We start from the raw sequence: 20,268 nt of genomic DNA, 5'->3' as shown, positions 1-20,268 counted from the left end.
GTTCAAATCAATTTCAAAGTTTTTCCAAGGAATTTTGGAAGGAGTTTTCTGGTCTGGTAAAAGCCAGCATGCAAAACAAACACTTGCAATTTATAAGGATAAAATGATGAAAGCGTGGTTTCTGTTCGCCCTGTTCCTGACCCCGGCCTTCGCCCTGGCCGATAGCATCGAGATTCGCGACATCGAAGAAGGAGAAGGACCGGAGCTGGTCCGGCACGACTCCGCCAAGGTGCATTATGTCGGGCGACTCGAAGAAGACGGCTCCGAGTTCGATTCCAGCCGGGACGGCCAGCCCCTGTCCGTAACGATCGGCTCCGGCCAGACGATCCCCGGCTTCGAGCAGGCAGTGAAGGGCATGCGCGAGGGCGGCAAGCGTGAGGCCATCATTCCTCCGGAACTGGCCTACGGCGAACGCGGCGCCGGCAATATCATCCCGCCGAATGCCACCCTGCGTTTCGAGATCGAGGTCGTCGAGGTCGAGCGCGCCCCGTTCACCGGCCTGGACAACGAGGGCCTGGCCGAGAAGCTGGACGACGGGGTGACCATCGTCGACATCCGCCGCCCGGACGAATGGGCCGAGACCGGCGTGGTGGAGGGCAGCCATCGCATCACCGCGTTCGAGGAAGACGGCAGCCTCAATCCCGAGTTCGGCAGCCAGTTCACCGCGCTGGTCGACTCCGACGACGAGGTCATCCTGATCTGCCGCGTGGGCAACCGCACCAGCGCGCTCGCCCAGGCCCTGGCGGAGGGGCTCGACTACGACAAGATCTACAACGTGACCGACGGGATCATGGAATGGCTGGACGACGATCGTGTCGTACGCCATGACTGCCCCGATCACGAGGAGACCGCTCAATGCTGATAACGGCGCCGGAACGACGCCCGCTCAAACTCACATCTGCACCACGCACCGTCGCCGGCCCGCTCTACGGGCTGGCGCTCGGCCTGCTGATCGGTCCCGGGATGTCCGCCCCCCTGCTGGCGGACGAGACCGAACCGACGCCCCCCCTGCCCGATCCCGTGACCACCGAGCACTCGCTGGAGTTGCTCGACGGCAGCGCGCTCGAGTACCAGGCCACGGTCGGCTATGTCCCGCTGGGCGAGTCGCTGGACGAACCCGATGCCCGGGTCTTCACCGTCAGCTACACGGTGGACAGCGACCACGACCGCCCGGTCACCTTCATGGTCAACGGTGGCCCCGGCGCGGCCTCGGCCTACCTGAACGTGGGCGGCCTGGGCCCGCGGGTGCTGGAGACCGACGACAAGGGTCTGGCCACCTCCACCCCGCCCCGGCTGGTCGACAATCCCAAGACCTGGCTGGCCTTCACCGATCTGGTCTTCATCGACCCGGTCGGGACCGGCTTCTCGCGCGTGATGGGAGGCGAAGCGGATCAGTACTACTCCCGTGATGGCGACCTGGCCGCGATGGAAGAGACGCTGGAGCGCTGGCTCGATGAACACGGCCGGCGCGGCGACGCGGTGTACCTGGCGGGCGAGAGCTACGGGGGCTACCGTGCCGCGGCGCTGCCGGCACGCATCGCCAAGGGCTCCGGCATCAGCCTGAGCGGCACGGTGCTGATCTCGCCCGCACTGGATTACGGCATGCTGGAACACGGTACCGCGCGCCCGATCGGCTGGGCCCTGAGCCTGCCGGCGATCACCGCCGCCGCGAAGGCACAGGGCCGTCTGGGCGACAACCCGCCCAGCCTGTCAGAGGCCGAGGCCTTCGCCCTGGGCGACTACCTGCAGGGCCTGATCCACCCCGGGCAGATCGACGACGACTGGATCGACCAGGTCGCCCGCTTCACAGGGCTGTCGCGCGACCGCCTGAAGGCCACGCGCGGGCGCATCACGCTGGACATGACCCAGCGCGGCCTGCTGATGGACGAAGGCCGACTGGTCAGCCTGTACGACGGCGGCATCGACAACGTCGACCCGGTGCCCACGCAAATCCGGCCGCAGGCGGATGCCATCCTGGACGGCCTGACCGCCCCGCTGTCCACCGCGATGCTGGATCACCTGCGCAACACCCTGGACTGGGAACACGGGCACCAGTACCGCCTGCTCAGCCGCGACGTGTTTCGCGCCTGGGACTGGGAGGCCAGCGGCCGCGAGGGGCACTTCACTGCAATGGACGAGCTGGCCACTGCCCTGTCGCTCAACCGCGACTTCCGGATCTTCAGCGTGCATGGCGAGGCGGATCTGATCACGCCCTACTTCACCACCGAGTGGCTGCTGGGCCAGATCGCGTTCGCCGCCGGCGACGAGGCCGACTCGCGCATCATCCCGCGCGCCTACCCGGGCGGGCACATGCTGTACATGCGGGCGGACACCAACGAGGCCCTGTTCGACGACGCCGAGGCGTTCTATCAGGGCGAACTGCGCGCCGACGACTGAACCGAAACCAATCGCGTGGCGGGCCCGCTGCCCGGGTCCGCCCGCCAACCTGGCCAACACCGCATGACCACCCACCACGACATCCCCACCCACCTGGTTACCGGCTTTCTCGGGGTGGGCAAGACCACCACCATCCGCCAGCTGCTCGCGCTGCGCCCCGAGGGCGAGCACTGGGCCGTGCTGGTCAACGAGTTCGGCGAGATCGGGGTGGACGGCGGCCTGCTCGCGGATACCGGCGTCGCGCTGGAGGAGATCCCCGGGGGCTGCCTTTGCTGCGTCTCCGCGCAGATGTTCACCGTCGGCCTGAACCGGCTGATCCGCTCGCAGCACCCGGACCGCATCCTGATCGAGCCCACCGGGCTCGGGCACCCGGCGGAGATCATCCGCACCCTCACCCAGACCCCCTACGACGGCGTGCTGGACCTGCGCGCGACCATCACGGTCATGGATGCCCGCCACCTGTCCTCGCCCCGCCATCGCGAACACCCGAACTGGAACGACCAGATCGCACTGGCCGATGTACTGCTGGCCAACAAGGCCGATCTCTACAGCGAGGCCGACCGCGAGGCCCTGCAGGCGTTTGTCGCCGCCATGCCGCCGCCACGCCCGCTGGTGGTCGAGACGACCCAGGGGCATGTTGAATCGGCGTGGCTGGACCGCCCCCGGCTGGAACGCGGCGGGGCCCTGTTCCCGGAGGCCCGGGCCTTTCTGTCCGCCGGTGGCCAGCACGATCATGCCCACGATCACGACCATGGGCACGATCATGCGCCACACGAGCACGGGGACGAGCCCGTGACCATCGACACCCGCGGCGATGGCTATCTGGGCCGCAGCTGGCTGCTACCCGAAGGACAGGCGCTCGACCACGCGGCGCTGGAGGCACTGGTGAGCGGCTTCACCGGAGAACGCCTCAAGGGTCTTGTGCTGACCGATCAGGGCTGGCAGCGCGTCAACCGCGTGGACGGCGAGGGAGGGCTTGAGACCATGAAAGCGCCCGCCGCCGGGACCCGTCCCCGCATCGAGGCCATCCTGCCGGAGACCGACGCCCAGGCACTGGACACGCTCGACCACGCCCTGCAACAGGCTCGCACCAATCCTCAGCACACCACGCAATAAGCCTCAGGGATGGCCTGGGCAAACGATGCGATTCGCTACGCTCATCGCATCCTACGCGCGCCTCCAGGATAACCGTAGGATGCAATGAGCCCCGCGAATTGCATCAAACCCACGCCGAACCACTACCCCAGCCAGCCCGGATCGACGAAGAACAGCACCGTGGTGCCGGCCCCCACCAGCGTGACCAGATGCCGGTACCGCGGTTCGGGCAGCACCCCCAGTAGCGCAATCCCGACCCGGGCGCCGAGAATGGCCCCGGCCCCGACGGCCAGCAGCCCGGTCGCAACCACCTGTCCACCCACGACAAAGACCACGACGGCAATCAGCGTCAGCACCGTGGAGAGCAGGTTCTTCAGGGCATTGGCCTGTGCCAGGTCGGCCATCCCCTGGCCCCGCAGGATCGCCAGCAGCAGGATGCCGACCCCGCCGTTGAAATAGCCACCGTAGACGCAGCCAAGCCCCGCGCCCGCCACCCGGGCCAGCGCCGGGTGGGCCGCATGGGCCGCACGGCGCTGCAGCCACGGACCCAGCGCGAACAGCAGGGTCGCCAACAACAGCAGCCAGGGGATGAAGGCCCGAAAACGCGCGTCCCCCGTCAGCAGGAGCAGGGCCGCACCCAGCGCCCCGCCCAGCACACCCACGACCAGGAACAGCACCAGCAGGCGGATGCCCAGATCCCGCCAGAGGGTGCGCAGGCGCCGGTGATCGACCAGCAGGCTGGCCGCGTACCCGGGCAGCAATGCGGCGGTCCCAGTGGCATTAGCCGCCACCGGCGGGACACCCACGGCCATCAGGGCCGGGAGGGTGAGAAAGCTGCCGCCCCCGGCCAGGGCATTCAGCGCACCGGCGAAGAACCCGGCGGCAAGCAGCCATGCGGCAACGCCGGAGAAGGCGAACTCCACGGGGCGTCAGATCACGCGGCGGTCACTGAACTCGGCGCGATAGAACCACTCGTTGCCCGGCAGCGAGTTGGGGTTGGGAAACACGATGAAGCCGTCGGCCGGGGCCTTCACCTCGGTCCCGTCCGCGCGAACACCGATCACGTCACCCTCATGCAGGGGATCGAAGCTCTTCCACTCGCGCACGAACCGGTCATCGGGGTGGTCGCGGTCGATCACCTCGACCAGGCGCAGGACCTCCGGGTCGTCCTGCCCGGGCGTGGCCGGGGCCTCGATCATGCCGAGGTGGGCCAGGGTATTGAGGATCGCGTTGTAGGCCACCACCGGGGCCTGGGGGTCATCGTGCTGGCCGCATTCCAGCGTCACGCCGTAGCCGCCTTGCGAGCGCATGTACTCGGTGGTGCCGATGCCGTAGCTGGGGTCGGTGGACAGCATCTGTGCGCGGTGACTGGCGTTCGGGTTCTTCATGCGCCGGGCGACCCCGCGCGCGTAGGTGTCCAGCCAGCCCTCGACCATGCGCCGCGGGCCCAGGCAGGCGGCCAGGGCCTCTTCCTCGCGGGCACGGGCGAAGCCCTCCAGTGCGCCCTCGTTGTTTCGCGGGCCGAGCATGATGAACGGCTGGCCGCCGGTATGAAACGAGTGCAGATCCAGCAGGACGTCGTGCGCCGCCAGCAGCGGGCACAGTACGTTGGCAATGCGGTCCTCGAAGTCCTGCGGGTCCTCGGTCACGCGCAGGTTGCGGTTCAGGTTGCGCTCGCCCATGCGCTGCCCGAGCTGGAAGGCCAGCGGATTCGTGCGCGGGACCAGCGTCAGCGTCCCGCACTGCAGGCGGCGCTCGCCGCCCTCCAGTTCGTCATGCAGCCGTTCGGCCGCCTGCGTGCCGCAGGTCTCGTTGCCATGCACCGCGCCCAGCACGATCAGCCGCGGCCCCGGGGTCAGGCCGTGGAAGGTCAGGGAACGCATGGCGGTGGGATGCGGCTGGGACGACATAACGACAGCTCCGGCGAACGGGGAATCAGCCCGCCATTGTACGCACGCAACCCGCGAGCGCGACTACGCACCTGAACGCTGTCCTGTCAGCTCGCGCATTACCCGGATACGGGAAACGCAAACCTGCCTCTGGACAGGCCCCGAACAGGTACTTGTCTGCCATGTTTGTCTGCTCATGGCGGGCGCGGGATGGTACCCTTGGCGCTGGTTTCCGCTATGCCGGCGTACATGTTCAAGACACTCGAAAAAGCCTCGCGCAACACCCGCCAGCCAGCCGCCGAGGTGCTGGAAAAACTCAAGCTGAACCCGGACGGCCTGATCCCCGCGATCGCCCAGCAGTTCGACAGCGGCGAGGTCCTGATGATGGCCTGGATGAACCGCGAGGCGCTGGACGAGACCCTGCGCACCGGGCGCGTGTGCTACTACTCACGCTCGCGCCAGGCGCTGTGGCGCAAGGGCGAACAGTCGGGTCAGGTGCAGCAGCTGCAGTCCCTGCACCTGGACTGCGACGGCGACACCATCCTGCTGAAGGTCGACCAGACCGGCCCCGCCTGCCACACCGGCCGGCGCAGCTGCTTCTACGTGCAGATCGACAACGACGAGGCCGTGATCACCAGCGACCCGGAGATCGCCCCCGAGACCCTGTACGGCCAAAAGGACGACCCGCAATGAGTGCCGCCCCCGGTCGCGAGCTGATCCTGCACAACACGCTCGGCGGACGCGACGAGCCCTTTCGTCCGCAGGACCCCGAACGCGTCACGCTCTACGTCTGCGGCCCCACCGTCTACAACCGGGTGCATGTGGGCAATGGCCGCCCAGTGGTGGTATTCGACGTACTGTTTCGGGTACTGCGCGAGCTGTACGGCCCGGAACACGTGATCTACGCGCGCAACATCACCGACGTCGACGACAAGATCAACAAGGCCGCGGCGGAGAACAACGAACCGATCGCCACGCTGACCGAACGCTTCACCCGCGCCTTCCACGAAGACATCGCCGAACTGGGTACGCTTGAGCCGACTATCGAGCCGCGCGCCACCGATCACATCCAGCCGATGGTCGAGCTGATCGAGCGCCTGATCGAGCGCGGCCATGCCTACCCGGCCGAGGGGCACGTGCTGTTCGACGTCACCTCCTACCCGGACTATGGCGCGCTGTCCGGGCGCACGCTGGAAGACATGCAGGCCGGCGCCCGGGTCGAGGTCGCCAGCTACAAGCGCCACCCCGGCGACTTCGTGCTGTGGAAGCCGGCCGCCGAAGGCGAACCGGGCTGGGACAGCCCCTGGGGCTATGGCCGCCCCGGCTGGCACCTCGAATGTACCGCGATGATCCGCAGCCACCTGGGCGCGATGATCGACATCCATGGCGGCGGGCACGATCTCGTCTTCCCCCACCACGAAAATGAAATCGCCCAGGGCTGCGCGGCGGAGGGCTGCGCCGAACACGGCACGCACTACGCCCGTTACTGGGTGCACAACGGGCACGTGACCATCGACGGCGAGAAGATGTCCAAGTCGCTGGGCAACTTTCAGCTGCTGCATGACCTGCTGCAGGCCTATCCGGGCGAGGTGCTGCGCATGGCGCTGCTATCGCGCCACTACCGCGCGCCGCTGAACTTCTCCGAGGACACGCTGAACCAGTCGCGCAATGCCCTGAACGGGCTCTACCGCGTGCTGCGCGACCACGCCGACATCGAACCGGCACCCGTGGACGCCGCCGATACCCCGGTGTTGACCGCCCTGCTGGCCGACCTGAACACCCCCGGCGGCATTACCGCCCTGCACCGCCTGGCCGATGCCCTGACCGCGGCTGGCGACCCGGCCGAACGCGCCCGCCTGAAAGGCGAGCTGATGGCCGGCGCCGGCCTGCTCGGGCTGTTGCAGCAGGATCCGACAGCCTGGTTCCAGGGGGATAGCGAGGACCACGAACTCGCCGCCTGGGTAGAGGAACGCATCGCTGCGCGGCAGGCCGCGCGCAAGAACCGCGACTTCGCCACCGCCGACGCCATCCGCGACGAGCTCACCGCCCGCGGGATCGAACTCGAGGACACCCCGGAGGGGACACGCTGGCAGCGCAGCGGGAGCGTCGCCTGAACATGGCCCGCCGCCTCATCCGGCGACTCCTGCTGGGCCTGGCCCTGCTGATCCCGGGCCTCGCGCTGGCACACCCCCACGCCTGGATCGACCTGCGCGTGGGGCTGGTGTTCGACGACAACGGCCAGCTGGAGCGCATGCAGCAGGCCTGGCTGATCGATCCGACCTACAGCCACATGCTGCTGGAGGAGATGACCCGGGACCTGGAAGGCGATCTCGGTATCGACGAGGCGCTGGATCGGGTCGCCGAGCGCATGCTGGAAAACCTGGCCGCCTACAACTACTTCACCGAGCTGCGCCACGACGACGCGGAGATCGCGGTACCCCAGGCGGAAAACGCCCGGCTCTCGCTGGAGGACCGGCGGCTTTATCTGCGTTTCGACCTGCCGCTGGCCAAGCACGCCCTCGACGATGCCAACGGCTTCACCTATCGCGTGTTCGACCCGACCTACTGGATCGAAGTGCTGCATGACGCGGACGACGTAGTGCATATCGAGAATCGCCAGGGCTGCGAGGTCCGGATCGAAGAGCCACGCCCGGACCCGCAACTGATGCGCTATGCCGCTACCCTGGAACGCCAGGACCGCAGCCCGGTCGACAATCTCGGACGCCACTTTGCCGAGACCGCCACCCTGCAATGCCGGAACACCTCGGACTAGGTGAAGCACTGATCGATGTGCACGCTCGCACAGGATTCGAACGAAAAACCGGTCGCTGCACCCGCAGGACAGCGTTATAGTGTAACGATATGATCGTCACCCCCGCCCATCGACTGAACGGCCTCACGGCCCCCCTGGTCCTCCTGACCCTGGGGTTCTTCCTGTTGCTGGGCGCTTTCAGCGCCCAGGCCGGCGAATCGGCCCATCCGCTGGGCGGCGGCGCACCCGCGGGCGAGACCGAGGAACGCCCGTCCCCGCCGGATGCCGCCACCGGACCCGTGCCCGAACCACTGGCAGACCCCCCCGGCGCGCTCGAGCGCGTCACCGCCTGGATGCTGCAGACCCAGCGCCAGCTGCATCGCGACCTCACCCAGGGACTGCACGCCCTGCGCGACGCCCCCACCGCCCAGACAGCCGGTGCCCTGATCCTGATCAGCCTGCTGTACGGCGTGTTCCACGCGGCCGGCCCGGGCCATGGCAAGGCCGTGATCAGCGCCTATCTGCTAACCCAGCCTCAGAACCTGAAGCGCGGCATCCTGCTCTCCACCGTCTCGGCACTGGCCCAGGGGGTCACGGCCATCGTGCTGGTCGGGGTGCTGATCGGCCTGCTCGGCTGGCTGGCGCGCGATACGCTGGGCCAGGTGCGCACGCTGGAGATCGCCAGCTTCGCGCTGGTCGCCCTGCTGGGCATCTGGCTGATGCTGCGCGCCCTGCGCCATGCCTGGCGCCTGCACAAGGCCCATGCCCGAGCGCGCGCGGAGGCCCGGCACGAGCACGCAGACCATCATCACGGCGACCACCATCATACCCATGACGACCACTGCGGCTGTGGCACGCCGCATCATGTCGACCCGAACCACAGCGGGACCTGGTGGGGCACGGTCGCGGCCGTGGGCATCCGCCCCTGTTCCGGTGCGGTGCTGATCATGGCGGTATCGGCGGCCCTGGGCCTGGCCTGGGCTGGCGTGCTGGCCGTACTGGCGATGTCCCTGGGGACCGCGGCGACGGTGTCCGTTCTGGCCACGCTGGCCGTCTCTGCACGCGACTGGACCCGGCGCTGGCTGGGGCCGACCCGCGTCGGCCGTCTGACCTACGTGGGCCCGGCCTTCGGGCTCGCCGGTGGCGGCATCATCGCGCTCATTGGCATCAGCCTGGTGATCGGGGCCGTGGCCTACCGGCCCGCCGCCCACCCGCTGGGGCTTTAGGGAAACACAAGTGCTTCCCTAAAGCCCCAGGTTGCCGCGCAGGACCGGGTCCTCTAACGTCCCGGACATACTCCAAGCTGCGAGACGCGCCGATGCCCGACTCCGCGATCCGTCCCGACCAGGCCCCAACCCTCCCCTCGCTGTTCCGTGTCCGCGTCGAGCAGACGCCGGATGCCCCTGCCTACCGCCAGTACGACAGCCAAAGCGGAGAATGGCAGCAGACCTCCTGGCGCGAGATGGGGGCAATGGTGGATCGCTGGCAGGCCGCACTGGCCGCGGAGGGCCTGAAGCCCGGCGAACGCGTGGCGCTGATGCTCGGCAACTCGCGCGAGTGGGTCGCGTTCGACCAGGCGGCGATGGGGCTGGGCCTGGTCCCGGTCCCGCTGTACACCGACGATCGCCCGGACAACATCGCCTACATCATCGGCCAGACCCAGGCGCGCATCCTGCTGCTGGGCGAGAGCGCCCACAGCCGCCGGCTGTCCGAGCACTTCGCGAACATGCCGTCGCTGCGGCGCATCGTGAACATCGGCGGCCAGGACACAGAGCCGGACGACGACCGCGTGATCGAACTGGAAGACTGGCTCGCGCAGCACGAAGGCACCGAGTGCCACCACCCGGACCTCGACCCGGAGGCCATGGCCACGATCGTCTATACCTCCGGCACCACCGGGCGCCCCAAGGGCGTGATCCTCTCGCACCGCAACATCCTGGAGAACGCCTGGGCCTCCTCGCAGACCGGGCCGTTGTCCCCCGCCGACCGGTTCCTGTCGTTCCTGCCACTGTCGCACATGCTGGAGCGCACCGCCGGGCTCTACATGCCCATGCTGATCGGTGCCGAGGTCGCCTTCGCACGCTCCATCCAGGGCCTGGGGGAGGACCTGGTCACCGTACGCCCGACGGTACTGATCTCGGTACCGCGCATCTACGAACGCGTGCACGGCCGCATCCAGGCCGGCCTGAAGCAGAAATCGGGCCTCGGCCGCGCCCTGTTCAAGGCAACCGTCAACATCGGCTGGAAGCGCTTCGAGCACCAGCAGGGCCGGGGCGGCTGGTCTCCCGGCTTCCTGCTCTGGCCCCTGCTGGAGCGCATCGTCGCGCGCAAGGTGCTGGACCGCCTGGGTGGCGAGCTGCGCTTCGCGGTCTGCGGCGGCGCCCCCCTCCCGCCACCGATCGCCCAGTTCTTTATCGGCCTGGGCCTGCCGGTCCTGCACGGCTACGGGATGACCGAGGCCAGTCCGGTGGTCACGGTGAACACCCCGGACAACAACCTGCCCGCCTCGATCGGCAAGCCGCTGCCCGGGGTGGAGGTGAAGATCGGCGAGATGGACGAACTGCTCACCCGCAGCCCCTGCGTGATGCTCGGCTACTGGAAGAACGAGGAGGCCACCCGCGAGACCATCGACGAGGACGGCTGGCTGCACAGTGGCGACCAGGCCCGTATCGATGACAGCGGGCATGTCTTCATCACCGGTCGCATCAAGGACATCCTCGTGCTGACCAACGGCGAGAAGGTCCCGCCGGCCGACATGGAGATGGCGATCGCGCTGGATGCGCTGTTCGACCAGGTGATGATCGTCGGCGACAATCGCTCCTTCCTGACCGCGCTGGTCGTGCCGGAGCCGGAGGCCTGGGCCTCGTTCGCCCGAGACCACGACCTCGACGCCGAGGCCGAGGGCCGGCTGCCGCGCAAGGCCGAACGCGCCCTGCTGCAGCGCATCCAGTACCAGCTACGCGACTTCCCCGGCTACGCCAAGATCCGCCATGTGCATGTGACGCACGAGGCCTGGTCCGTGGAAAACGGCATGCTGACCCCGACCATGAAGCTCAAGCGCCCGGTGATCGTCGAGGACTACAGCGAGGCCATCGAGGCGATGTACGCCGGTCACGACGGGCGCTGAGATCCACGCCGGGCCCGCCATTCAGCTGCCATGCGATCAGGGCCTCGACCAATCCGGTCACGCGCCCGGTCTCGGCGGCGTCGGCGTAGCGGTAGGCCAGACCGGAAAGACCTCGGCACCCACTTGCTCCAGGAACCCGAGCAGGCGTCGGTTGGGTTCCGCGCCGTAGATCTGCACCCCGATGCGCTGCCCGTCCAGATGCCGCCCGGGCTTGTAGGGCCGCGCACCAGGGTCGGCGTCCGTGCCATGGCCGCCAGCCAGTCGTCCTCGCGCCCGGCACGCCGGGCAAAGCCGGTCAGGCGGGTGAAGCCCTCGCCGGTCAGGAAGGTCAGGCGGTCGAACGGCGTCTCGATCGCCGCGCGCTCGGAGCTGTCGTGGATCGCGATCAGCGGGCAGCGCCAGACCTCGGCCGCGCGCCGCTCCCGCAGGGCAGCGAAGACCTCCAGCCGCGGCTCTCCGGCAAGACGACGCGACAGCGCGCGGGCCCGGCATCGACTGCGAAAACACCGTGGAGGCCCCGGCATCCGGCCGGATGCCAGGCGGGTGCGCCTTCCCGCCGTCAACGACCGAGGATATCGCCCCGATATTTCTCGGTAACGGCCATCACCTGGCCGATCTTCTCCTCGGGAGCGCCAAATTCTCTCAGGGTATCCTCGAAATGGCCCACGAACCGGTCAAAGAGCTCGTCGTTGACCCCCTGATCTCGCACACCCTGGTGCGAAGCCCGCAGGTCGCCGTCGTACTTCGCGTCGCCCCCGAGCGCCTCTGACCAGAAGAGTTTCTGTCTGCTCTTGATCTGCTCGACGTCGTGACCGCCGAAAAGGTCGCCAATGGGGGGTCGGCAAGAACCTTCTCGTAGAACCGGTCGAGCGCCGCCTGGAGCGCATCGCCCCCGCCGAGGTCGTCGTATAGTGACATGTTTGCGCTCCTTGGGATGCGTGTGCGTTACATTGCCAGGTTCGTTACACCACAACGAAGTGTGGTATCAGAGAGAGATAGACGTTTTGCAGGTACTGTCAACCCGCCGGACTCATCATGATGCCCGAGTTGGCCGTCGACCGGTGCGATCTCGGCAGAGGACAAAAAGGACAAACGGCCCTGTCGGGAAGGGCAACGGGTTATCCACCGATTGTCATCCACCGATGGAGGCCGCAACGAACGAACCTTCACGGCCGGTAATCCCGGTGAATTCGGGGTCATCGCGACCCGACGTTCGGCTGGCGGCGGAGGGGAACGCGGAAACGGGCAGAGGTTCACACCCCTGCCCGTCCGGATCAGAAGCTCATGGAGCGGTCGAAATCGGCAACGGCCTGGACGTACTGACCCATGCCGGCCATCTCGGCGTTCGGCAGGAAGTTGTGCTCGCCGACGTCGCGGCCCTTGGCGCAGGCCTCGCAGGCCCAGAACGGGACGCCTTCCTCGACCAGCGAATCCACGATGTCCTTCATCGCCGGCATGTTGTGGCCGACGATCTTGTCGTAGACATTGCGGTTGGCGATGTTCACGGCCTCGCCCTGCAGCCAGACGGTCACGTCATGGCCCTGCTGCTTGGCCACGTTGGCGGCGATCATGCCGAGGGTGGCGCGGGTCGGGTCGTCGGTACCGGCGGTGACAGAAACAATAAAGCGCATGGGACTCTCCTTGGTCACGTCAAAGTGGCAGGCACCGTAGCGACCCAGGCCGGGACCGTCGAGTTCCCACAAGCCTCACAGATACGCCGATTCAAGGCGCGCCTTTCGACACAATGCTCATGCGATAGAGTTTGAAGGCCATCAGCAGCCAGGGGATGGCGTGCATGATCAGGTCGAAGATATCCAGCGGACGGGTTAGCTCGCCCTGGAAGAGCCAGCGGATCTTCTCGACGATATGCGGTTCGGGGACATAGGGCGACAGCCCCAGGGTGGCCACAAACAGAACGAACAACCACAACGGGGCACGGTCGACCCAGGCAACAAAGGCTTTCATGGCGCGCATCCTACCGGAAGCCTGACCCGCCTTGCGACTGCCCGGCACCCGGGTCCGGGTGAACCACTCTCAGGACGTCGCGATACCGCGCAGGAGCGCTGGCGGGCAGTGCCCAAGATCGTCCGGACAGTCGATATCGACACGCGCCTCGAGCTCCGTCCATACAAGACCCTGCGCCCGGGCCCGCTCACGGGTCTGTTCCAGCACCCGATCGCTGCCCCACTCGACGGCCTCGAACAACCCGGGGACGGGTCGCGCGGCGGCCAGCAGCACGTAACCACCATCCAGCGCCGGCACCAGTGCCACATCCTGCCTTCCGGCCAGCGCGTCACGTGCGGCGACCAGGTCCTCGACACCCAGCGTCGGGGCATCGGACCCCATCACCAGTGCCGGAAACGGCCCCGCCTCCAGTGCATGGCGCATGCGGGCCCCGAGGTCATCACCCACCTGGCTGTGCAGGGAACAGCCAAAGCGTTCGGCACAACGCTCGAGGAACGGATGATCGGTATCCGGGGTGCACCACAGCTCCACATGGTCCGGTGCCACCTGACGGGCCACGTCCAGCGCGTGCTCCAGCAGCCGCTCGTGCAGCCGTGCGGCGCCCTTGGCACCCAGCGCGGGAATCAGCCGCGTCTTGGTCCGGCCCGGCTCGGGCGCGCGGGCAAAGACCAGCACGCGCAGCGCATCCGTCGGCCGACGTTCAGGCATCACCACGATACAGTCGCGCCAGCCCGTCCGGGTTTGCACCCAGCCAGTACGCCAGGCGCAACCGCCACATCAGCCAGATCGTGCGCCATGCGCCCTGCCGCTCCCAGCGCCGGGACGACGTGACCAGCCGCGTGCGCAGGCACCTTGGGCGCCCCACCGATCGCTTCAGCCGCCGCGAGAGCTCGATGTCCTCCATCAGCGGCTGATCCGGCCAGCCGCCTACGGCATCGAACGCCGAGCGTGTAATGAATATGCCCTGATCCCCGGTCGCGATCCCGCTCAGACGCGAGCGCAGATTCATCATCGCGGCGATCAGCACGAATATCCCGCGACCGCCCGACAGGCGGACATCGAAACGTCCCCAGGCGCGATCGACCCGGGCCACCGCGGCGCGCAGGGCATGCACCGCCACCCCGGCTCCGTCCGGAAACGTGGTGTCGGCATGCAGAAACCAGAGTATCTCGCCGCGGGCGCGCTCGGCACCGACATTCATCTGACGTGCGCGCCCCGGTGCACTGGACAGCACACTCACGCCGCGTTGCTCGGCCTGCTGGACACTCCCGTCCGAGCTCCCCCCGTCGACCACGATCACCTCACAGTCGAGGATCTCGCCCAGCGGGTCCAGCAAGGACGGGAGGGATTCGGCCTCGTTCAGCACCGGTATGATCACGGACAGGAAGGGGGACTCCCGCGACATGGTTGCCGTGGGACTCAGGCCGGCGACTCGACGGATTTCTGCCCCTGCCAGATCCGGCGCAGCAGCCGAGGCAGCAACAGCAGCAGGGCCAGCACGGCAAGAATCGCCAGCCCCAGCTGGACCCGGTTGTCCGCATCGCCCGCCACCATCTCTCGCGTGGCGTGCCCCAGCCAGGAATAGGCGAACAGGCTGGGGATCAGTGCGACCAGGGTCGTGACCGTGAACACGGTCAGCGGCATGCGCACCAGGCCCAGGGCGTAGTTGGTCGGGGCGAACGGGAATACCGGCACCAGACGCGTCAGTGCGACCACGCGCCAGCCCTCGGCCTCCACATCCTCGCGCAGCCGTGCACTACGCGGACCCAGGCGCGGTTCCAGCCAGGGTTGCAACAGGGTGCGCGCCAGCATGAACGCGATGATCGCGGCGATGGTTGCTGCCAGCAGGCTCAGGGCCCCGCCGGTGAACGGCCCGAACAGCGCCCCTCCCAGCAGGATCCAGAAGGTACTGGGCAACGGAAACAACGCGAGGACGACGAACGCCAGCACAAACACCATGTAGGCCCCCGCCCCCCAGCTGGCGAGCCACGCCTCGACGTCCTGCAGCGGCAGCAAATCGGGCCACTCGGTGGTCAGTGCCACCCAGACCAGCGATCCTGCCAGCAGGATCGCTGCCAACAGCCACCAGCGTCCGGGATGATGTATCTGCATGTGTCTCTATTCTTTTCCGTCGTCACCGCGCAGCCGCTCCAGCCGCTCGGCCAGCGCGCGCTCCGTGCCCTCGCGTTTCGCCCGATAGAAGCGCTGGTCCTCCAGCCCTTCGGGCAGATAGACCTGCCCGCGCGCGAAACCGTCCGGTTCGTCATGATCATAGCGATATCCCGCACCGAACCCCTCCTCGCGCATCAACTCCGTGGGGGCATTGCGAAGATGCAGGGGCACGCCGGGGCTGCCCGTCTCAAGGATACTGGCGCGGACCTCGTTCAAAGCGGTGTAGGCGCTGTTGCTCTTGGGTGCCGCCGCCAGCTCGATCGCCGCCTGGATCAGCGCGAGGTCGCCTTCCGGCCGCCCGAGCCGCTCCATCGTCTGCCAGGCCGCCAGCACCCGTGCACCCAGCCCTACGGCCGCCAGCCCGATGTCTTCGTAGGCCATGCGCAGCAGGCGCCGGCCGAGGTAGTCCGGGTCGCAGCCGGCATCCAGCATGCGCGTCAGCCAGTAGACGGCCGCGCCGGGATCGGATCCGCGCACCGACTTGTGCAGGGCAGAGATCTGGTCATAGAAGGCATCGCCCTGGCGGTCGAAGGCCAGGCTCTGCGCCCCCATCACCGCGCGCAGGGCATCGGCGGTGATCTCGCCGTCGCGCGCCAGATCCGAGGCGGTCTCCAGCCAGTTCAGCGCCCGCCGGGCGTCGCCGTCCGCCGCGCGGGCCAGCCGCTGGCGTTCGGTGGCCTCCAGCCGCAGGCCCCGCCCCCCGAGTCCGCGCTCGGTATCGTCAAGCGCTCGTTCGATCAGCGCCTCGATCGCCTCGGCGCCGACGGACTCCATGCGATAGACGCGCGCCCGCGACAGCAGTGCGCTGTTGAGCGCGAACGAGGGGTTCTCGGTCGTGGCCCCGACGAAGGTCAGTGTCCCGTCCTCGATGTGCGGCAGCAGGGCATCCTGCTGGCCCTTGTTGAAGCGATGGATCTCGTCGATGAACAGCAGCGTGCCGACCCCGTTGCGCCGCCGGGCCTTGGCCGCGTCCACCACCGCGCGCACCTCCTTGACCCCGGCCAGCACCGCGGACAGCGTCACCAGACGCTGTGCCCCGGCCGCCGCCACCAGGCGCGCCAGCGTGGTCTTGCCGCAGCCCGGCGGGCCCCACAGGATCATCGACGGGGTCTGCCCCTGCTCGATCGCCTGGCGCAGGGCGGCATCCGGCCCGACCAGGTGATCCTGGCCCACCATCTCGTCCAGCCGCGCCGGCCGCATGCGCTCGGCCAGCGGTGCGTTCGGGTCCGGGTCCTGTGCGGCCGGTTCGGGTTCGGGGGGCAATCCGCCCGCATCCGGGCCGAACAGGTCGCCTTCGGAGATATCGCTCATCATTTCAGTGTACCGCGCCCGCCATTACCGAGGCATGGCAAACTGAGCAGTGAGCAGGCCCTCTGTTTGCAAGCCCTGCACGGTTGCGCCCTCTCCGCTGACCAAAGGTTTCCATGCAGCGAAACGGAATCACAGCATGAAGCTGCCCTGGCAATCCCTGCGCCTGCCGAAGGGCCTCGGCTGGCGCAAGATCATGCAGGCCGTCCTGCGGCCCGAAGCGGAGGCTCCCGATGTCGACGTCGTGGCCGAACGGGCGCGCGAGCAGGCCCCCGTGCTGTGGCTGCTGGGCAAGGTACAGTCGGGCAAGAGCACGCTGGTGCGCGCGATCACCGGCGACTCCGACGTGGCAATCGGGACCGGATTCAGGAGCTGCACGCGTACGGCTCACGCCTATGACTTCCCGGCCGAGGCGCCGGTGCTGCGCTTTCTGGATACGCGGGGTCTGGGCGAGGTCGCCTACGACCCCGACGAGGATCTCGCCGAGCTCGCGGGCCACGCGCACATGGTGGTCGCCGTGGCGCGCGCGATGGATCTGCAGCAGGAGCCCGTCCTGAATGCCCTGCGGGACATCCGCCGTCGGCATCCGAACTGGCCGGTCCTGGTGGTCCAGACCTGCCTGCACGAGGGATATCCCGACGGGCGCGATCATCCGCCCTACGCCGAGCTGGACCGCAGCCCCGGGCTGGAGGAACTGGCCCGCGCGCGACGCACCCAGGCCGAGGCCTTTCGCAACCTGCCCGGGACCGGCCCGGTGCAGATCGTGCCCGTCGACATCACGCCCGAGGACGAGGGCTTCACCCCGACCCACTACGGCCTGGACGCCCTGCTCGACGCCTTGGAGAACCTGGCCCCCGAACGCATGGGGGTGATCCTGCAGGGGCTGCGCCAGTCCGCAGGGGGTGATGCCCGTCGGCAGCGCGCCCGATCGCACATCCTCGGCTACGCCAGCGTGGCCGCGACCACCGATGCCGTACCCCTGCTGGGCCTGTTCTCCGTGCCGGCGGTCCAGGGAAAGCTGCTGCACAGCCTGGCCAGCATCTACGGGGTCACCTGGGACTCCCGCAGCCTGCGCGAATTCTCCGCGGCCCTCGGGTCCAGCACCCTGCTCGGCCTGGGCCTCAGCCACGGGGCCCGACAGATCGGCAAGCTGGTCCCGGTCTACGGCCAGACCGCGGGGGCCGCGGCGGCGGCCGCCACCAGCTTTGCCACCACCTATGCGCTGGGCTATGCCGCGCGCCACTACCTGGCCCGTCGACATGACGGGCGCGAGGCCACCGCCGGGGTAGAACAGGCCTACCGCGATGCCCTGCGCGAGGCCCTGAACCTCGCCCGGAACCGCCAGGCCGAACCCTCGGGGAGCGACACGCCATGAAGCGCCACTGGCTCACCCGCCTGCAGGTCACGGGCGTGACCGTTGCCGCGTTCCTGCTGTTGTCGCCCTTTCTGTCGGCCTTCATCCTGGGTCTGCTCTGGCTCTACGAACACAATGCCCTGCTGATCTGGATCGCCGCGGCCGCGATCGCCGCCGGCAGCGTATGGGGCATGACGCTGTGGGCGCGCCATCGGATCAAGGTCCACACCCGCGAGCGGACGACCGAACCCGTGCGCGCCGCCGATGGCGACTGGGCCCCGCTCGAACACGCCGCCTGGGCCGAAGTGATGCGCCTGAGCGAGCTGGCCAGCGGCGAGATCGTCACCGACTACGACCGCCTGCGGGAAGCAGGCGAAGAAACCCTGCGCACGGTGGCCGCGCACTATCACCCGGAACAGGAAGACCCCATCTGGGAGTTCACCGTCCCCGAGGCCCTGCTGCTCAGCGAGCGGGTCAGCGCCCGGCTGCGCAAGATCCTGCTGGAGGAAGTGCCGCTGTCGGATCGCGTGCGCATGGGCCAGCTCCTGCGTGTCTGGGGCTACCGACCCATGGTGGCGTCCGGGCTGTCCTACGGGCGCACAGCCTACAAGGCCTACCGCATCGCGCGCCTGGCCAATCCCCTGCATGCCCTGGCGGCGGAGCTGCGCGATCGTTTCTTCAACGAGCTCTCCGGCACCGCACGCGAATACCTGCTACGACGGGTCGCGCGCATCTGGATCGAGGAGGTCGGACGCGCCGCGATCGAGCTCTACTCCGGCCGTCTGCAGCACGATACCGACGCCCTGGCCGAAATCGCGCAACAGGAAGTACAGGCGAGCGCCCCCTCGGAGGACCCGTTCCCGGGTCGACCGAAGATACTGGTCGTGGGCCAGCCACAGGCCGGCAAATCCACGCTGGTCAACGCACTGCTGGGAGAATACCGCGCAGCCACGGACGTACTGCCGCTGACCGCCGAGCAGGAGGGCTATCTGCTGACGCTCGCGGACGGCCAGGAACTGCTGCTGGTGGACACCCCGGGGCTCGGCGACCGCATGGACGTGGATACCCTGGTTGAAGCCGCCCAGACCGCGGATCTGGTGCTCTGGGTCGCACCGGCGCACCAGGCCGACCGCTCCCCGGACCACGAAGCCCTGCAGGCCGTACGGCGATTCTTTGAAGAGCGCCCGGAACGACGCCAGCCCCCCATTCGCATCGTGGCCAGCCACATCGACCGCCTGTCCCCGGCCCGTGAATGGGAGCCACCGTATGCCATCGATCCACCGGACGACCGACCCAAGGCGCACAATATCGCGGCCGCCCGCCAGGCGATCGCCGAGGATTTCGGCCTGCCCGAACAGGAGGTCATCCCCGCCCGACTCGATGGCCCGATGCCCTACAACATCGACGCCCTGACCACCGAACTGGAAGCGCTGATTCCGGCCATGCAGCAAACCCGCAGGACCCGTCTCCTTCGCTATCCCCCGGCGCACACCTGGCGCCGGCTCTGGCGGCAGGCGCACCAAGGCACCCGTCGCCTGCTTGGCCGCCTCTGAACCTCGCTTCCAATACAGGATCAATAGTGGACAAGCGGTCCACGAAGGTCCAAACCCGGAGGCGCAAGCGATGCGTGTCTTACTCACCCTCCTTCTGGCCGCTTCGGTCGGCTGGTGGACCCCTGGGGGAGCGGCACTCGCCGTGGAAGTGCTTGACCGGCATTTTGATACCGATGGTGACCGGTACGAACTGAGAGTGACCTTCCTCGTCGAGGCCCCGCCCGATGTTCTCTGGTCGTATCTGACCGATTACGACGCGCTGAGCCGCTACTCGGAATCCATCCGCGAGAGCCGCCTCGTTTCCCGATCCGATGACGAAATCGAGGTCACAAGTGTCGTACACAGCTGCGTATTCGTGTTCTGCCGGACCATCCGCCGCCACGAACGGGTAACCGAGTACTACCCCGAGCGCATTGACGCCGAGGTGGACCCGGAGAACAGCAACCTTCGCGCCGGCTCGACCCGCTGGGAGCTGCAGCCCGAGGCCGGCGGCACCCGCCTGACGATCCAGATGCATGTGGAACCGGACTTCTGGGTACCCGGCTTTATCGGCAAGACCCGCATCCAGCGCGCCACCCTGCGGGAGACGACCGAGCTGCTGCGCTACATCGAACGCGATTACCGCACCAACCGCTGACGCGCAGACACCAGAACTG

20 protein-coding genes and 1 pseudogene are annotated in these 20,268 nt (G+C 68.1%); 11 read left to right on the top strand and 10 right to left on the bottom strand.

The annotated features are described in order from the left end of the window. Positions 1-106: 106 nt before the first annotated feature. The 3 genes from C995_RS0110785 to C995_RS0110775 all read left to right on the top strand — a co-directional run bounded on the left by C995_RS0110785 (position 107) and on the right by C995_RS0110775 (position 3,513). A complete protein-coding gene (locus tag C995_RS0110785) occupies positions 107-862 on the top strand; it encodes an FKBP-type peptidyl-prolyl cis-trans isomerase (RefSeq protein WP_018864947.1) in 756 nt (251 codons plus the stop codon). Continuing rightward, positions 856-2,397: a S10 family peptidase gene (locus C995_RS0110780; RefSeq protein WP_018864946.1), complete on the top strand. Its 1,542-nt coding sequence runs from the start codon at positions 856-858 to the stop codon at positions 2,395-2,397. Before C995_RS0110785 ends, C995_RS0110780 begins: the two co-directional genes overlap by 7 nt. Positions 2,398-2,460: 63 nt before the next feature. Beyond that, positions 2,461-3,513 (top strand): GTP-binding protein, encoded by a 1,053-nt coding sequence (locus C995_RS0110775; RefSeq protein WP_018864945.1) that lies wholly within the window; start codon positions 2,461-2,463, stop codon positions 3,511-3,513. A 122-nt stretch (positions 3,514-3,635) separates the two neighbouring features. Here C995_RS0110775 and C995_RS0110770 read toward each other — a convergent pair whose 3' ends face one another. Next, on the bottom strand, positions 3,636-4,415 hold the full coding sequence (locus tag C995_RS0110770; RefSeq protein ID WP_018864944.1) for a sulfite exporter TauE/SafE family protein: 780 nt from the start codon (positions 4,413-4,415) through the stop codon (positions 3,636-3,638). 6 nt (positions 4,416-4,421) lie between these two features. Further along, positions 4,422-5,402 carry a M14 family metallopeptidase gene (locus C995_RS0110765; protein ID WP_018864943.1) on the bottom strand — a complete coding sequence of 327 codons (981 nt, stop codon included), beginning with the start codon at positions 5,400-5,402 and terminating at the stop codon, positions 4,422-4,424. 228 nt (positions 5,403-5,630) lie between these two features. Between C995_RS0110765 and hisI the strand changes: the two genes are divergently transcribed. The 5 genes from hisI to C995_RS0110740 all read left to right on the top strand — a co-directional run bounded on the left by hisI (position 5,631) and on the right by C995_RS0110740 (position 11,260). Further along, the gene (gene hisI, locus C995_RS0110760) at positions 5,631-6,074 is read left to right on the top strand and encodes a phosphoribosyl-AMP cyclohydrolase (protein WP_038081003.1); all 444 of its coding nucleotides are present in this window, start codon (positions 5,631-5,633) and stop codon (positions 6,072-6,074) included. Then, the gene (gene cysS, locus C995_RS0110755; RefSeq protein ID WP_018864941.1) at positions 6,071-7,495 is read left to right on the top strand and encodes a cysteine--tRNA ligase; all 1,425 of its coding nucleotides are present in this window, start codon (positions 6,071-6,073) and stop codon (positions 7,493-7,495) included. Before hisI ends, cysS begins: the two co-directional genes overlap by 4 nt. 2 nt (positions 7,496-7,497) lie before the next feature. Continuing rightward, the gene (locus C995_RS0110750) at positions 7,498-8,154 is read left to right on the top strand and encodes a DUF1007 family protein (RefSeq protein ID WP_018864940.1); all 657 of its coding nucleotides are present in this window, start codon (positions 7,498-7,500) and stop codon (positions 8,152-8,154) included. Between the two features lie 89 nt (positions 8,155-8,243). Next, positions 8,244-9,359 (top strand): nickel/cobalt transporter, encoded by a 1,116-nt coding sequence (locus tag C995_RS0110745; RefSeq protein WP_018864939.1) that lies wholly within the window; start codon positions 8,244-8,246, stop codon positions 9,357-9,359. A 92-nt stretch (positions 9,360-9,451) separates the two neighbouring features. Continuing rightward, positions 9,452-11,260, top strand: coding sequence for a long-chain fatty acid--CoA ligase (locus tag C995_RS0110740; protein WP_018864938.1), 1,809 nt, complete (start codon positions 9,452-9,454; stop codon positions 11,258-11,260). Positions 11,261-11,279: 19 nt separating this feature from the next. Here the strand turns inward: C995_RS0110740 and C995_RS14060 are convergent. From C995_RS14060 to C995_RS0110700, 8 genes and pseudogenes are all read right to left on the bottom strand, one after another. Further along, positions 11,280-11,723: pseudogene (locus C995_RS14060) on the bottom strand (uroporphyrinogen-III synthase); the annotation flags it as partial. 179 nt (positions 11,724-11,902) lie between these two features. Continuing rightward, on the bottom strand, positions 11,903-12,178 hold the full coding sequence (locus C995_RS14490; RefSeq protein ID WP_156015511.1) for a hypothetical protein: 276 nt from the start codon (positions 12,176-12,178) through the stop codon (positions 11,903-11,905). A gap of 356 nt (positions 12,179-12,534) precedes the next feature. Further along, on the bottom strand, positions 12,535-12,891 hold the full coding sequence (locus C995_RS0110725; protein ID WP_018174707.1) for a DsrE family protein: 357 nt from the start codon (positions 12,889-12,891) through the stop codon (positions 12,535-12,537). A 91-nt stretch (positions 12,892-12,982) separates the two neighbouring features. Then, positions 12,983-13,225, bottom strand: a complete 243-nt coding sequence (locus C995_RS0110720) for a hypothetical protein (protein ID WP_018864936.1) — start codon at positions 13,223-13,225, stop codon at positions 12,983-12,985. A 69-nt stretch (positions 13,226-13,294) separates the two neighbouring features. After that, positions 13,295-13,933 (bottom strand): TIGR04282 family arsenosugar biosynthesis glycosyltransferase, encoded by a 639-nt coding sequence (locus C995_RS0110715; protein WP_018864935.1) that lies wholly within the window; start codon positions 13,931-13,933, stop codon positions 13,295-13,297. Beyond that, positions 13,926-14,630 carry a TIGR04283 family arsenosugar biosynthesis glycosyltransferase gene (locus tag C995_RS0110710; RefSeq protein WP_018864934.1) on the bottom strand — a complete coding sequence of 235 codons (705 nt, stop codon included), beginning with the start codon at positions 14,628-14,630 and terminating at the stop codon, positions 13,926-13,928. The genes C995_RS0110715 and C995_RS0110710 overlap by 8 nt, the downstream gene beginning before the upstream one ends. 14 nt (positions 14,631-14,644) lie before the next feature. Further along, a complete protein-coding gene (locus C995_RS0110705; RefSeq protein WP_018864933.1) occupies positions 14,645-15,337 on the bottom strand; it encodes a TVP38/TMEM64 family protein in 693 nt (230 codons plus the stop codon). A gap of 6 nt (positions 15,338-15,343) precedes the next feature. Then, a complete protein-coding gene (locus C995_RS0110700) occupies positions 15,344-16,711 on the bottom strand; it encodes a replication-associated recombination protein A (RefSeq protein WP_026279072.1) in 1,368 nt (455 codons plus the stop codon). Positions 16,712-16,844: 133 nt separating this feature from the next. Here C995_RS0110700 and C995_RS0110695 point away from each other — a divergent pair, with 133 nt between their 5' ends. The 3 genes from C995_RS0110695 (at position 16,845) to C995_RS0110685 (ending at position 20,249) form a co-directional block, all read left to right on the top strand. Next, positions 16,845-18,080, top strand: coding sequence for a GTPase family protein (locus C995_RS0110695; protein WP_018864931.1), 1,236 nt, complete (start codon positions 16,845-16,847; stop codon positions 18,078-18,080). Continuing rightward, positions 18,077-19,612: a GTPase family protein gene (locus C995_RS0110690; RefSeq protein ID WP_018864930.1), complete on the top strand. Its 1,536-nt coding sequence runs from the start codon at positions 18,077-18,079 to the stop codon at positions 19,610-19,612. The genes C995_RS0110695 and C995_RS0110690 overlap by 4 nt, the downstream gene beginning before the upstream one ends. A 70-nt stretch (positions 19,613-19,682) precedes the next feature. Continuing rightward, a complete protein-coding gene (locus C995_RS0110685) occupies positions 19,683-20,249 on the top strand; it encodes an SRPBCC family protein (protein WP_026279071.1) in 567 nt (188 codons plus the stop codon). The last annotated feature ends 19 nt before the right edge of the window (positions 20,250-20,268 follow it).

The organism is Thioalkalivibrio sp. ARh3 (genome assembly GCF_000377265.1).
In the GTDB taxonomy this organism is placed as follows: Bacteria; Pseudomonadota; Gammaproteobacteria; order Ectothiorhodospirales; family Ectothiorhodospiraceae; genus Thioalkalivibrio; species Thioalkalivibrio thiocyanoxidans.
Note: the sequence above shows the minus strand (reverse complement) of the source record. Positions and strands in the feature narration are given on the sequence as shown.